We start from the raw sequence: 13,286 nt of genomic DNA on the forward strand, positions 1-13,286 counted from the left end.
CCGCCCGTTCCCTAAGAATTGGACCTATTCATCTATCTTCCAAAGAGGCTGTCGTCGATCTCCTTGAGGATCGCGATTACCTCTGCTGCCGACTGATCGAAGGCTGCCCGTGCCTCGCCGGGGTTTTCCTTGCACCACTGGTCCACCTTGTTGACGAGAACCCGCTTGGCTTCCTTCTTCTTCGCCTTGTCCGTCAGTGCCAGCGCTGCATCCGCCTCATCGCGGAACTGTGGCGGGTAGTAGTACTCAAAATTCTTTTCACCGAGAGCACGGAACCGATCCTGCGGCCATGAGCGCAAGTCCTTCTTGAGACTTGCGACCACGCGGGTGCCTGCATCGTCGCCATCTACGATCGCCCACGTGCGCTCCTTGTAATGAGGCTCAAGATGCGCGAAGAGGAAGAGGCGACGGTACTCCTTGAGCATCGGCTCGACGTTATCTACGCCACTCGCCGACACGATCCTGACGCGCATGAGGCGCTGAACAAACCATTCAATGAGGTACTGGATGACGGTTTGTGCCGATGACTCTTCCAGGATCAACCAACCATCCCAGAGATAGAAGTCCGACAGCTCATACCCAAGATCCCGCAGTACTGCAATGCGGGAGTCAGGGTCACTGTCGATCTCGCGAATATTAGATGTGGGCGTCTTCTGGGTCTCAAAGTCCGACTCAACAACGAAAAGCTTGCTGTTCTCAGCCGCACCCAGGTAGCGCGTCACAATATTGGAATGCGTCGTGATGATGAACTGGTTCTCGGCGGACTTCTCGATGATGACGTTTAGGAGGGCCTTCAAGCTCTCAGGGTGGACGTCGTTCTCGGGCTCCTCAATGAGGAAGAGGTGACCATCGGCCATGCAAAGGTCGGTTATGAGTCCCAGTAGGCTCGACACCCCTTCGCCCATCTCCTCAAGGGCGATGTGATCAAAGCGACCGATCGAGAGCCCTGCCTGCTTACCGCCGGTCGATGCATATGCGCCGATACGGAAGCCGAGCACGCGCCGACAAAGTTCGGTGTACTCCTTCTCTCCAAAGTAGTCCGGGGAAGCGAGCCGATCGACCTTCGCCACGAGATTGTCAAGGGTTTCATTCACTGCGTTCGTGACGTTACGGTCGACTTGTTGGTTGAAACTGCCAACCTTGCGCTTAGAGAAGTACGGGTAGATGAAGTTACGTGGCTCGTGAGGCTCGATGTGAGGTGGGCTGTAGTTGTTTCCGAAGACATCAAATTGTCGGTTCGCCTGTGTGAAAGCTGTATTCCCATCGGGGCTTGCGCCAAGCGTCATTGTAAGAACGGCCTCATCTTGCGTGATTGTGCCGCTTCGGAAATGTCGGACTAGGTCGTCCGAAAGTGAGTCGCCTGTAAGTGTCACCTTAACTGCGGCGTAAGGAGCGCCAAGGCGAACGTTGCTTGTGGAAGTGCCTTGAGTCTGCATGAGCATCAACGCTCGCAGGATGGCCGACTTGCCACTATTATTACGTCCGACGATGACGTTGATTCGATCCATCTCCAGCTCGCCTGTGTCGGCGAAGCTCTTCCAATTGGTCAGCCTGATACGCGAAATCTTCATTCGGGCAGACTAGCAGTCCTGCCGTGCGTACGTAGGTGGTTTTGAATCACTGGTACTACTTGGTTGTTGCAGGCCATGAATCTGGCTTCAAAGCTGTGTCAGCCGCGGGCGAGTTCCGGCAAAGTAAGCAAGCGCACCATTTCTCGTTCACTGCTGTTCGCGTCCAGCCAAGACTAAAAGGTCTTTCCTTGCGGTCGCCGGGACGTCTCGGTGCCGAGAGCATGACGGAAGCGGCTCTGTGCCACCGCTTGTGTACGTGCGAACACCTGGCCTGGTGATCATGTGGCGGTCGTCGGCGTGAGCCCGTGCATCTGAGGCGTGTCGGAGGTGTGTCGCGAACCGTGAGAGGCAATGAGAAAGGGCGGGAGTCAGTGAGACTGACTCCCGCCCTCTTCTGTCGGCATCCGCCCTGGTCACGTACGGATTTCCGTAGGTGGTTGGGTGAGTGCCCCCGGCAGGATTCGAACCTGCGCACACGGCTCCGGAGGCCGTTGCTCTATCCCCTGAGCTACGGGGGCGTGTCTCGCGGTGTTCGCGGCGACGGGTAGAACCCTACCAGCTCTTTCGGGGTCGTCATGAACGGTTTCCCTGGTGGTCCCCTTGGGCGAGATCCCCCGGACGGGGTGGAAGTGGGGAAAAGCCGGACGCGGCCCGTTGGGCGGACCTACTCTCGAGTTGTGCCAGGCGCGTCCGGCCGGGTTCTTGTTGTGGACGACAACAAGGTCATCCGGCAGCTGATCAGGGTCAACCTCGAACTGGAGGGTCTCGAGGTCGTGACCGCGGCCGACGGTGCCGAGTGTCTGGACGTCGTCCATCAGGTGCGGCCCGATCTCGTCACGCTGGACGTCGTCATGCCGCGGCTCGACGGGTTGCGGACCGTCGCCCGGCTTCGTGCCGACCCCCGCACCCGCTCCCTGCCCGTCGCCATCATCAGCGCCTGCACCCAGCACGAGGTCGAGAGCGGCCTCGATGTCGGTGTCGACGCGTTCCTCGCCAAGCCCTTCGAGCCGTCGGAACTCGTGCAGCTCGTCAAGGAACTGATGGGGCGTCGTGGGCCGGAGAGCGCCTACGACCGTTCCTCTGACCTCGACGGCGACAACAGCTGCTGCAGTGGCGCCGACCGTGGTGATCGTCAGGCAGGGGAGATGGGGCCAGTGGGATTTCTGGGGCAGTTGGGAGCGGCTGGCAGCTGAGTCGGCGCCCGTGGGCATCGAGCACGCCCTCGCCGTCCCCGGGAGCCCGGAGCGTGCCCCGTCCACATCCCGGACCCCCGCCCAAACCTGTTCGCGTACCCACCCCCCTCCTCGCCTACCCTTGTCCCGTGACCCCCGTTGAGCTCTCCCGTACCGTGCTGTGCGCGGTGCGTCGTGCTGTGGAGGGCGGGGAGCTGACGGTGGCCGTGCCGGCGCGTGCCGTGGTCGCTCCGCCGGGGCCCGGGGGGCGTGGTGACTACGCCACCAACATCGCGCTTCAGCTGGCCCGTCCTGCCGGGCGTGCGCCCCTCGATGTCGCCGAGATCCTTCGGCCCCTGCTCCGGGAGACCGCCGGGGTGGCCGATGTCGAGATCACCGGGCCGGGCTTTCTCAACATCCACCTCGAACGGGCCACCGCCACCGCGGCTCTCGTCCGGGAGATCCTCCAGCGCTCCGGCGACATCGCCACGGGTGACATGGGTGGCGTGGGTGTCACGAGTGGCATGGGCGGCGTGGGTGGCATGGGCGGCGTTGGGGGCACGAGTCGCGTGAGTGGCGTGGGCGACATTGGTGTCGATGCCTGCAGAGGTATCAACGTCGACAGAAGTATCGAAGGCGTCGACAGAGACATAAGCGTCGACCGCGGTATCGACGTCGACCGAGGTATCAACGTCGACGCGGCCATCGACGCCAGCACGCAAACCACCCCCGGCACCCCCCGCACCCAACCCCTCACCCCCCCAACCACCCCCAGCACCCAACCCCCCACCCCCCCAACCACCCCCTACGGCCACACCCCCACCCTCACCGGCCAGGTGATCCCCCTCCGGATCCCCTACGACATCCGTGCCGAGGTCGTCGCCGACACTCTCGTGCGGATCATCGCCAGCCAGGGCGGGCGGGCCGAGGTTCGGCATGTGCGGCCCGGGGAAGCCGTTGACCTTCGGCCCGTTCCCGCGCCGGAGGATCCCGCTCCGCTCGGGCCCGATGCCGCCCGATGGGCGCTGTTGCACCCCGCGGCGCACGACCGGCCGCGGATCACCGCCGATCATCTGCTGCAACGAGAGAGCAATCCTCTCTTCCGTGTGCGGTACGCCCATGCGCGTGCCCGTGCACTCGGTCGTAACGCCGGCCGGCTCGGGTTCGGCGCGGTGCCCGGTGACGTAGCCGATGTGGCGCCGTTGACGCGCGCCCTCGGTGCGTATCCGCACGCCCTCACCCAGGCGGCGGCCCACCGTGCGCCCGACCGGCTCGCACGGCAGCTCGTGGCCGTCGCCGACGGGCTGCTCGCCTTCCAGCACACCGTGCTCCCGCTCGGCGACGAGAAACCCTCGGCCGCCCACCGCGCCCGGCTCGCCCTTGCCGAAGCCGCCGGGACGGTGCTGGCCGGCGGCCTGTCCCTGCTCGGCATCAGCGCACCCGACTACCTCTGAGATCCCGAGAGAGCCCAGACCGACATGAGCCGTTCCGCACATCCCGCCGGGCCCCGCCACGCCGACGTGCTGCCCGAGGGCCACTACTCCGCGCCGCCCGCCGACCTCAATGTCCTCGACCCCAAGGTATGGGCGCAGACCGTCACCCGTGACGGCCAGGGCGTCGCCACGGTGGGCGGGATCGATGTGAAGACCCTTGCCGAGCAGTTCGGCACCCCCGCCTACTTCCTGGACGAGGCCGACTTCCGGGCCCGGGCGCGCGCCTGGCGCACCGCCTTCGGGCCGGAAGCGGACGTGTTCTACGCGGGGAAGGCGTTTCTCTCCCGTGCCGTCGTGCGCTGGCTGCACGAGGAGGGGCTGAACCTGGACGTGTGCTCCGGGGGCGAGCTGGTCACCGCGCTCGCCGCGGGGATGCCCGCCGAGCGGATCGCCTTCCACGGGAACAACAAGTCCACCGAGGAGATCACCAGGGCCGTCGAGAGCGGTGTCGGGCGGATCGTGCTCGACTCCTTCCAGGAGATCGTGCGGGTCGCCCACATCGCCTCCTCCCTGGGCCGGCGGCAGCGGGTGCAGATCCGGGTCACCGTCGGCGTGGAGGCGCACACGCACGAGTTCATCGCCACCGCCCACGAGGACCAGAAGTTCGGGATCCCGCTGGCGGACGGGCAGGCCGCCGAGGCCGTGCGCCGTGCCCTTCAGCTCGACGGGCTGGAGGTCATCGGCATCCACAGCCACATCGGTTCGCAGATCTTCGACATGTCGGGCTTCGAGGTCGCGGCGCACCGTGTCGTGGGGCTCCTGAAGGACATCCGGGACGAGCACGGCATCGAGCTCCCCGAGATCGACCTCGGCGGCGGGCTCGGGATCGCGTACACGAGCGACGACGATCCGCGGGAGCCGCACGAGATCGCCAAGGCGCTGAGCGAGATCGTCTCCCGTGAGTGCGACGCGGCGCGGCTGCGGACCCCGCGGATCTCCGTCGAGCCCGGGCGCGCCATCGTCGGGCCGACCGCCTTCACGCTCTACGAGGTCGGCACGATCAAGCCGCTGGACGGGCTGCGTACGTACGTCTCCGTCGACGGCGGCATGTCGGACAACATCCGCACCGCGCTCTACGACGCCGAGTACAGCGTCGCCCTGGTCTCCCGCACCTCCGACGCCGAACCCATGCTGGTCCGGGTGGTCGGCAAGCACTGCGAGAGCGGGGACATCGTGGTGAAGGACGCGTTCCTGCCCGCCGATCTCGCGCCGGGCGACCTCATCGCCGTACCGGCCACGGGCGCGTACTGCCGCTCCATGGCGAGCAACTACAACCACGCGCTCCGGCCGCCCGTCGTCGCCGTGAACGAGGGGGAGGCCCGGGTCATCGTCCGCCGGGAGACGGAGGAGGATCTGCTCCGTCTCGATGTCGGATGACGACCGTTCCGGAGAGTCTGGGCCGGGCCCCGGGGATCGGCGGAAGATCTCCTGTCCTTCGCCGCTGACAAGATGAAACAGATGTCTCACGATCCGGACAAAGGGCAGAAAGCCCCGTCCGGTGAGTGAGACTGGATCCACCGTAGACCGCATGAGGAAACGAGGTCGGATGATGCGTACGCGTCCGCTGAAGGTGGCGCTGCTGGGCTGTGGGGTTGTCGGCTCAGAGGTGGCGCGCATCATGACGACGCACGCCGACGACCTCGCGGCCCGGATCGGGGCCCCCGTCGAGCTGGCGGGGGTCGCGGTCCGCAGGCCCTCCAAGGTGCGGGAGGGCATTCCCGCCGAGCTCGTCACCACGGACGCCACCGCCCTCGTCAAACGGGGCGACCTCGATGTCGTCGTCGAGGTCATCGGGGGGATCGAGCCCGCCCGGACCCTCATCACCACCGCCTTCGAGCACGGCGCGTCGGTCGTGTCGGCGAACAAGGCGCTGCTCGCCCAGGACGGGGCGGCCCTGCACGCGGCGGCGGAGGAGCATGGGCGGGACCTCTACTACGAGGCCGCCGTCGCCGGTGCCATCCCGCTGATCCGGCCGCTGCGCGAGTCCCTCGCCGGCGACAAGGTCAACCGGGTGCTGGGGATCGTCAACGGGACGACCAACTTCATCCTCGACAAGATGGACTCCACGGGGGCCGGGTACCAGGAGGCGCTCGACGAGGCCACCGCCCTGGGGTACGCGGAGGCCGACCCCACCGCCGACGTCGAGGGCTTCGACGCGGCCGCCAAGGCCGCCATCCTCGCCGGGATCGCCTTCCACACGCGCGTGCGCCTCGACGACGTCTACCGCGAGGGCATGACCGAGGTCACCGCCGCCGACTTCGCCTCGGCGAAGGAGATGGGCTGCACCATCAAGCTGCTCGCCATCTGCGAGCGGGCCGCGGACGGGGGCTCGGTCACCGCGCGCGTGCACCCCGCCATGATTCCGCTGACCCATCCGCTCGCCTCCGTGCGCGGTGCGTACAACGCCGTGTTCGTCGAGTCGGACGCCGCGGGGCAGCTCATGTTCTACGGTCCCGGCGCGGGCGGCGCACCGACCGCCTCCGCCGTGCTCGGCGATCTGGTGGCCGTGTGCCGCAACCGGCTCAACGGGGCCACCGGGCCCGGCGAGTCCGCCTACGCCGCCCTGCCCGTGTCGCCGATGGGCGATGTCGTCACGCGCTACCACATCAGCCTCGACGTCGCCGACAAACCGGGTGTTCTCGCCCAGGTCGCGACCGTCTTCGCCGAGCACGACGTCTCGATCGATACGGTTCGCCAGCAGGGCCGCAATCCTGGGGGCGGCGACGCAGTCGCCATCGATCAGGGCGGTGGTGGGCGACGGGAGGGCGGAGAGGCCTCCCTCGTCGTCGTCACCCATCGTGCGTCCGACGCCTCGCTCAGCGGGACCGTCGAGGCGCTGCGCAAGCTCGACACCGTGCGGGGTGTCGCCAGCATCATGCGGGTTGAAGGAGAGTAACCAGCAATGACCCACCAATGGCGCGGAATCATCGAGGAGTACCGGGACCGGCTGCCTGTGTCGGACAGCACGCCGGTCGTCACGCTCCGTGAGGGCGGCACGCCGCTCGTGCCCGCGCAGGTGCTCTCCGAGCGCACGGGCTGCGAGGTCCACCTGAAGGTGGAGGGTGCCAACCCCACCGGGTCCTTCAAGGACCGCGGTATGACCATGGCCATCAGCAAGGCCAAGGAGGAGGGGGCGAAGGCCGTCATCTGCGCCTCCACCGGCAACACCTCCGCCTCGGCCGCCGCCTACGCCGTACGCGCCGGGATGGTGTCGGCTGTTCTGGTGCCGCAGGGCAAGATCGCGCTCGGCAAGATGGGGCAGGCCCTGGTGCACGGGGCGAAGATCCTCCAGGTCGACGGCAACTTCGACGACTGCCTCACGCTGGCGCGGGAGCTGTCCGACAACTACCCGGTGGCGCTGGTCAATTCGGTCAATCCGGTGCGCATCGAGGGTCAGAAGACGGCGGCCTTCGAGATCGTGGACATGCTGGGCGACGCCCCCGACATCCATGTCCTGCCGGTCGGCAACGCCGGCAACATCACCGCCTACTGGAAGGGCTACAAGGAGTACGCCGCCGACGGCATCGCCGGCCGTACCCCGCGCATGTGGGGCTTCCAGGCCTCCGGTTCGGCCCCGATCGTGCGCGGCGAGGTGGTCAAGGACCCCTCGACCATCGCCACCGCCATCCGCATCGGCAACCCCGCGTCCTGGAGCTACGCCCTGGCGGCGCGGGACGAGTCGGGCGGCGCCATCGACGAGGTGACGGACCGTGAGATCCTGCGCGCCTACCGGCTGTTGGCCGCGCAGGAGGGTGTGTTCGTGGAGCCCGCGTCCGCCGCGTCCGTGGCCGGTCTGCTGAAGGCCGCCGAGCAGGGCAAGGTGGACGCCGGCCAGCGGATCGTGTGCACGGTCACCGGCAACGGGCTCAAGGACCCCGACTGGGCCGTCGCCGGCGCCCCGCAGCCGGTCACGGTGCCGGTCGACGCGGCCACGGCGGCCGAGCGGCTCGGACTCGCGTAACCCGGGCGTCCGCGGGGGACAACCTCTATGAGGACAACCGGCAGAGGGGGCACAGGGGGCTTACGACACGCATCGTGCGCCTCCTGTGCGCCCTATGTCGCCACAGAACCTTCCTTCGATAGGCTGTACCGAACCCGCCCGCCGCATATGCCGCGGTGCCGCGTCGTCCCTGCGGCCTCCGGGTCTTCCGTACGCATCGAATTCATTCGACCATCACGCAGCTCAAGGAGAGTCATCGAGCGATGGCCGGTCCAGCGTTCCGCGCCGCCCCCGTCCGGGTGCGCGTCCCCGCCACCAGCGCCAACCTCGGCCCGGGCTTCGACGCCCTGGGCCTCGCGCTGGGGCTCTACGACGACGTCGTCGTCCGGGTGGCCGACTCCGGGCTGCACATCGACATCGCCGGCGAGGGCAGCGAGACGCTCCCGCGGGACGAGAGCCATTTGCTCGTACGGGCTCTGCGTGCCGCCTTCGACATCCTCGGTGGGCAGCCGCGCGGCCTGGAGATCGTCTGCGCCAACCGCATTCCGCACGGCCGTGGCCTCGGTTCGTCCTCCGCCGCGATCTGCGCCGGCATCGTCGCCGCCCGCGCCGTGACGATAGGCGGCGACAGCCGGCTCGACGACACCGCACTGCTGGAACTCGCCACCGAGATCGAGGGACACCCGGACAATGTCGCGGCGTGTCTCCTCGGCGGGTTCACCCTGTCCTGGATGGAGCGCGGCGGCGCCCGGGCGATCCGCCTGGACCCCGCAGATTCCATCGTTCCGGTGGTTTTCGTGCCCGGAAAGCCGGTGCTGACGGAGACCGCGCGCGGACTGCTCCCGCGCTCGGTGCCGCACGTCGACGCTGCGGCCAACGCGGGCCGCGCCGCTCTGCTCGTCGAGGCGTTGACGAGACGCCCCGAGCTGCTGCTGCCCGCCACCGAGGACCGGATCCACCAGGAGTACCGCGCCCCGGCGATGCCCGAGAGCGCCACGCTCGTGGAACGGCTGCGCGCCGACGGAATTCCCGCGGTCATCTCCGGCGCGGGACCCACAGTTCTGGCGCTCGCCGACGACGCGAGCGCCGACAAGGTGGCCGACCTGGCGGGTGAGGGATGGGCCGCCAACCGGCTGGACCTCGACGGCCAGGGGGCGAGCGTGTTGCCGCTTGCACCCTGACACACGGTCGCCGGATTTAGAGAGGGGGAATGTTTGTTGGATCCGGTAGTGTTAATCTCAAGTCTGCACCCGACCCAGCCATGGCGAGGTGCTTCGTGTCCCCGTCCGGGACAACCTCTCTTCCGGGAGCTTCCCAAACCGCGCTGTGTTCCGTATCACGTCCGTGAGCGGTATGTCGTACGCGAACACTGAGCTGTTTGCAGAGCACGCTCCGGAATCGGCGTGACCCAGCCGCGTGACACAAAACCGGGTGCCACGGCGTGCAGGGAAACGCCAATCTCCAGATATTTCCTCCGCCGCTTTGGCGGACCACCGCCCCGGCACGGTCCACAGACACCGGACCGAAGCCGGACAGCACAACCGGTCGCCGAGCCAGACAGGCCGACGTCCGCTCCAGGGAAGGACCCTTCGTGAGCGACACCACCGATCTGATGGGCGCACGTGTCGAGGACACCGCTGCCGCGCCCGCCACGGACGCTTCCGCGCCTGCCACCGGTGCCGGCTCCCGGCGGCGCCGCGGTACCGGCCTCGAGGGCATGGTGCTGGCCGAACTGCAGCAGGTCGCATCCGGCCTCGGCATCAGGGGCACCGCGCGGATGCGCAAGAGCCAGCTGATCGAGGTCATCAAGGAGGCGCAGGCCGGAGGCGGTGCCCCGGCCAAGGCCGAGGACGCCGCCGAGAGCAAGCCGAAGCGCCGGGCCACCTCCAGGACCCGTACCGGCGACGAGGCGGCCGAGTCCAAGGCCGACAAGTCCGAGCAGTCCGTGGCCCCGCAGCAGATCGAGATTCCCGGCCAGGGAGCCGGTGACGGTGCTCCGGCCGAGCGCCGTCGGCGCCGTGCCACCGCCGAGGCCGGCAGCCCCGAGACGGTCGCCGCCGAGGCGAAGAGCGAGCCGAAGGCCGAGACCCCGGCCGCGGCCCAGCAGGCGCAGGGCGAGCCCAAGGCCGCCGACTCCGCGTCCGAGCAGCAGGGTGACGGCGGCGAGGGCCGCCGCCGCGACCGCCGTGAGCGCGGCCGCGACCGCGACCGCCGCGGCAAGGGCGACGAGCAGCAGGGCCAGGGCGGCCAGCAGCGTCAGCAGCAGGGCCAGCAGCAGGGCGGCGGCCGCCAGGACCGCCAGCGGGCCGACGAGGACGGGGACGACTTCGACGGCCGCGGCCGTGGCCGTCGCGGGCGCTACCGCGACCGGCGTGGCCGCCGTGGCCGTGACGACATCGCCGAGCCGCAGGTCGCCGAGGACGACGTCCTGATCCCCGTCGCGGGCATCCTGGACATCCTCGACAACTACGCGTTCATCCGCACCTCGGGCTACCTGCCGGGTCCGAACGACGTGTACGTCTCCCTCGCCCAGGTCCGCAAGAACGGCCTGCGCAAGGGCGACCACCTCACCGGCGCGGTCCGTCAGCCCAAGGACGGCGAGCGGCGCGAGAAGTTCAACGCGCTGGTCCGGCTGGACTCCGTCAACGGCATGGCGCCCGAACACGGCCGTGGCCGCCCGGAGTTCAACAAGCTCACCCCGCTGTACCCGCAGGACCGCCTCCGTCTGGAGACGGACCCCGGCGTCCTCACCACCCGCATCATCGACCTGGTCTCGCCCATCGGTAAGGGCCAGCGCGGTCTGATCGTGGCCCCGCCGAAGACCGGCAAGACCATGATCATGCAGGCGATCGCCAACGCGATCACGCACAACAACCCCGAGTGCCACCTGATGGTCGTCCTCGTCGACGAGCGTCCGGAAGAGGTCACCGACATGCAGCGGTCGGTCAAGGGCGAGGTCATCTCCTCGACCTTCGACCGCCCGGCCGAGGACCACACCACGGTCGCGGAGCTGGCCATCGAGCGCGCCAAGCGCCTCGTGGAGCTGGGCCACGACGTCGTCGTGCTGCTCGACTCGATCACGCGTCTGGGCCGTGCGTACAACCTCGCCGCGCCCGCCTCCGGCCGCATCCTGTCCGGTGGTGTCGACTCGACCGCGCTCTACCCGCCGAAGCGCTTCTTCGGTGCCGCGCGCAACATCGAGGACGGCGGCTCCCTGACGATTCTCGCCACCGCGCTGGTCGACACCGGCTCGCGCATGGACGAGGTGATCTTCGAGGAGTTCAAGGGCACCGGCAACATGGAGCTCAAGCTCGACCGGAAGCTCGCCGACAAGCGCATCTTCCCCGCGGTGGACGTGGACGCGTCCGGTACCCGTAAGGAAGAGATCCTGCTCGGCGCCGAGGAGCTCAACGTCGTCTGGAAGCTGCGCCGGGTGCTGCACGCGCTCGACCAGCAGCAGGCGATCGAGCTGCTCCTCGACAAGATGAAGCAGACGAAGTCGAACGTCGAGTTCCTGATGCAGATCCAGAAGACGACGCCGACGCCGAACGGCGACTGATCCGGTCGAAGGGCCGCTCCCCCCGTCCTACGAGGGGAGCGGCCCTTTGCGTTGCCCGGGGCGGTGTCGTCCGCCTGCCCGCGACGGCACGTCGTCGATGACGTTCGCCACAGCTCCCGGGCGCGGCCGGGGCCTTTCCGGGCGGCGCACCGTCGGGGAAATGCCCAGGTGAGCAGCGTTCTTCCAAGATTTGTTGTGACCTTGTGTGTTCGTCCACGTACGTACCGACCGGACCGGGTTGTGCAACCCTGGCCCCGGTTTCTCCGTCTGACGAACGGAGTGACGATGGAGCGACGGGGGTCCCCCACTCGGGTGAGCCGAGCGACGGGAAAGGGTCGCTCCGCCAGGCCTGGACCTGACCGCGGGGGGTACCCGACCGGACGAGGACAGAGGGAGCACATGCCCGCCGAGAGCACACCCGATGCCATAGCCGACGAGGGCACCGCGACGGACCCACGTCGCGGGGGCCGCCGCCGCAAGCCGCGTGGAAAGGGACGCACGGCCCTGCTCGTCGCGGCCTGGACCGCCGGGGGCATCCTCCTCCTGGGCGGCACCGGCGCCGGCATCCTCTACTTCAAGCTCGACGGCAACCTCAGGACCGTCGACATCGACGCGGCCCTCGGCGGCCACCGGCCCAAGAAGGCCGACAACGGCTCCGAGAACATCCTCGTCCTCGGCTCGGACTCCCGCTCCGGCGGCAACAAGACGCTGGGCGGCGGCACCGACGACGGCAGCGCCCGCTCCGACACGGCGATGGTCGTGCACCTCTACAAGGGCCACAAGAAGGCCGCGGTCGTCTCGATCCCGCGCGACACCCTCGTCGACCGCCCCGAGTGCACCGACGGCAAGGGCACCGTGCACCCGGCCGCTCCCGGGGTGATGTTCAACTCCGCGTACTCCACCGGGGGCGCCGCCTGCGCCGTGAAGACCGTCGAGTCGCTCAGCGGTGTCCGTATGGACCACTACATCGAGGTGGACTTCTCCGGGTTCCAGAAACTGGTCGACGGCCTCGGCGGCGTCCAGGTGACCACCACCAAGGACATCGCAGACCAGGACAGCCACCTCGACCTGAAGGCCGGCGAGCACACCCTCGACGGCCGGCAGGCGCTCGGCCTCGTGCGCACCCGGCACGGCGTCGGCGACGGCTCCGACCTCGGCCGCATCCAGCTCCAGCAGGCCTTCGTCAAGGCCCTGGTCGCCCAGGTCAAGCAGCTCGGCGTGCTGACCAGCCCCACCAAGCTGGTGAACCTCGCCGACACCGCGACCAAGACCGTCACCACCGACTCCGACCTGGGCTCCGTCAAGAACCTGGCGTCCTTCGCGAGCGGGCTGAAGGGCATCAGCTCCTCCCACATGAACATGGTGACGATGCCGGTCCGGTACGACCCGGCGAACCCCAACCGCGTCCTGCTGGAGAAGGACAAGGCCCAGACGGTGTGGGACGCCCTCAAGCACGACCGGCCGATCCCGGCGAGCGTGACCAAGGGCTCGGCCAGCGGTCAAGCCACGGACGTGGTCAGGTCCTCCTGACCGGGTCCGGGCGCGCGTCCA

At 68.4% G+C, this 13,286-nt stretch carries 9 protein-coding genes and 1 tRNA gene; 8 read left to right on the forward strand and 2 right to left on the reverse strand.

Annotated features, from left to right (window positions below; translation table 11 throughout):
- Positions 1-32 precede the first annotated feature (32 nt).
- Together ACFYX0_RS25090 and ACFYX0_RS25095 are read right to left on the reverse strand one after the other, a co-directional pair.
- Positions 33-1,571, reverse strand: a complete 1,539-nt coding sequence (locus tag ACFYX0_RS25090; RefSeq protein ID WP_388973283.1) for an ATP-dependent endonuclease — start codon at positions 1,569-1,571, stop codon at positions 33-35.
- 446 nt (positions 1,572-2,017) lie between these two features.
- Positions 2,018-2,089, reverse strand: a tRNA-Arg gene (locus tag ACFYX0_RS25095).
- A gap of 57 nt (positions 2,090-2,146) precedes the next feature.
- Between ACFYX0_RS25095 and ACFYX0_RS25100 the strand changes: the two genes are divergently transcribed.
- The 8 genes from ACFYX0_RS25100 (at position 2,147) to ACFYX0_RS25135 (ending at position 13,265) form a co-directional block, all read left to right on the forward strand.
- Positions 2,147-2,764, forward strand: coding sequence for a response regulator (locus tag ACFYX0_RS25100; RefSeq protein ID WP_388973285.1), 618 nt, complete (start codon positions 2,147-2,149; stop codon positions 2,762-2,764).
- Between the two features lie 128 nt (positions 2,765-2,892).
- Positions 2,893-4,197 (forward strand): ArgS-related anticodon-binding protein NrtL, encoded by a 1,305-nt coding sequence (gene nrtL / locus ACFYX0_RS25105; protein ID WP_388973287.1) that lies wholly within the window; start codon positions 2,893-2,895, stop codon positions 4,195-4,197.
- A gap of 24 nt (positions 4,198-4,221) precedes the next feature.
- A complete protein-coding gene (gene lysA / locus ACFYX0_RS25110; protein WP_388973289.1) occupies positions 4,222-5,613 on the forward strand; it encodes a diaminopimelate decarboxylase in 1,392 nt (463 codons plus the stop codon).
- A 172-nt stretch (positions 5,614-5,785) separates the two neighbouring features.
- On the forward strand, positions 5,786-7,132 hold the full coding sequence (locus ACFYX0_RS25115; RefSeq protein ID WP_355915703.1) for a homoserine dehydrogenase: 1,347 nt from the start codon (positions 5,786-5,788) through the stop codon (positions 7,130-7,132).
- Between the two features lie 6 nt (positions 7,133-7,138).
- Positions 7,139-8,197 (forward strand): threonine synthase, encoded by a 1,059-nt coding sequence (thrC, locus tag ACFYX0_RS25120; RefSeq protein WP_355915541.1) that lies wholly within the window; start codon positions 7,139-7,141, stop codon positions 8,195-8,197.
- A gap of 242 nt (positions 8,198-8,439) precedes the next feature.
- Positions 8,440-9,357 (forward strand): homoserine kinase, encoded by a 918-nt coding sequence (gene thrB, locus ACFYX0_RS25125; RefSeq protein WP_388973291.1) that lies wholly within the window; start codon positions 8,440-8,442, stop codon positions 9,355-9,357.
- Between the two features lie 410 nt (positions 9,358-9,767).
- Complete coding sequence (gene rho, locus ACFYX0_RS25130) at positions 9,768-11,735, forward strand: transcription termination factor Rho (protein WP_388973293.1); 1,968 nt, start codon at positions 9,768-9,770, stop codon at positions 11,733-11,735.
- A 399-nt stretch (positions 11,736-12,134) separates the two neighbouring features.
- A complete protein-coding gene (locus ACFYX0_RS25135) occupies positions 12,135-13,265 on the forward strand; it encodes an LCP family protein (RefSeq protein ID WP_388973295.1) in 1,131 nt (376 codons plus the stop codon).
- Positions 13,266-13,286: the final 21 nt, after the last annotated feature.

Origin of the sequence: Streptomyces sp. NPDC002573, from assembly GCF_042889625.1 — a bacterium.
Taxonomy (GTDB): Bacteria; Actinomycetota; Actinomycetes; order Streptomycetales; family Streptomycetaceae; genus Streptomyces; species Streptomyces gibsoniae.

Bases quoted from the DNA above. Each gene is read 5' to 3' on its own strand.
- thrB (WP_388973291.1), top strand. From the start codon at position 8,440: ATGGCCGGTCCAGCGTTCCGCGCCGCCCCCGTCCGGGTGCGCGTCCCC.
- ACFYX0_RS25090 (WP_388973283.1), bottom strand. From the start codon at position 1,571: ATGAAGATTTCGCGTATCAGGCTGACCAATTGGAAGAGCTTCGCCGAC.
- lysA (WP_388973289.1), top strand. From the start codon at position 4,222: ATGAGCCGTTCCGCACATCCCGCCGGGCCCCGCCACGCCGACGTGCTG.
- ACFYX0_RS25100 (WP_388973285.1), top strand. From the start codon at position 2,147: ATGAACGGTTTCCCTGGTGGTCCCCTTGGGCGAGATCCCCCGGACGGG.
- ACFYX0_RS25115 (WP_355915703.1), top strand. From the start codon at position 5,786: ATGCGTACGCGTCCGCTGAAGGTGGCGCTGCTGGGCTGTGGGGTTGTC.
- ACFYX0_RS25135 (WP_388973295.1), top strand. From the start codon at position 12,135: ATGCCCGCCGAGAGCACACCCGATGCCATAGCCGACGAGGGCACCGCG.
- thrC (WP_355915541.1), top strand. From the start codon at position 7,139: ATGACCCACCAATGGCGCGGAATCATCGAGGAGTACCGGGACCGGCTG.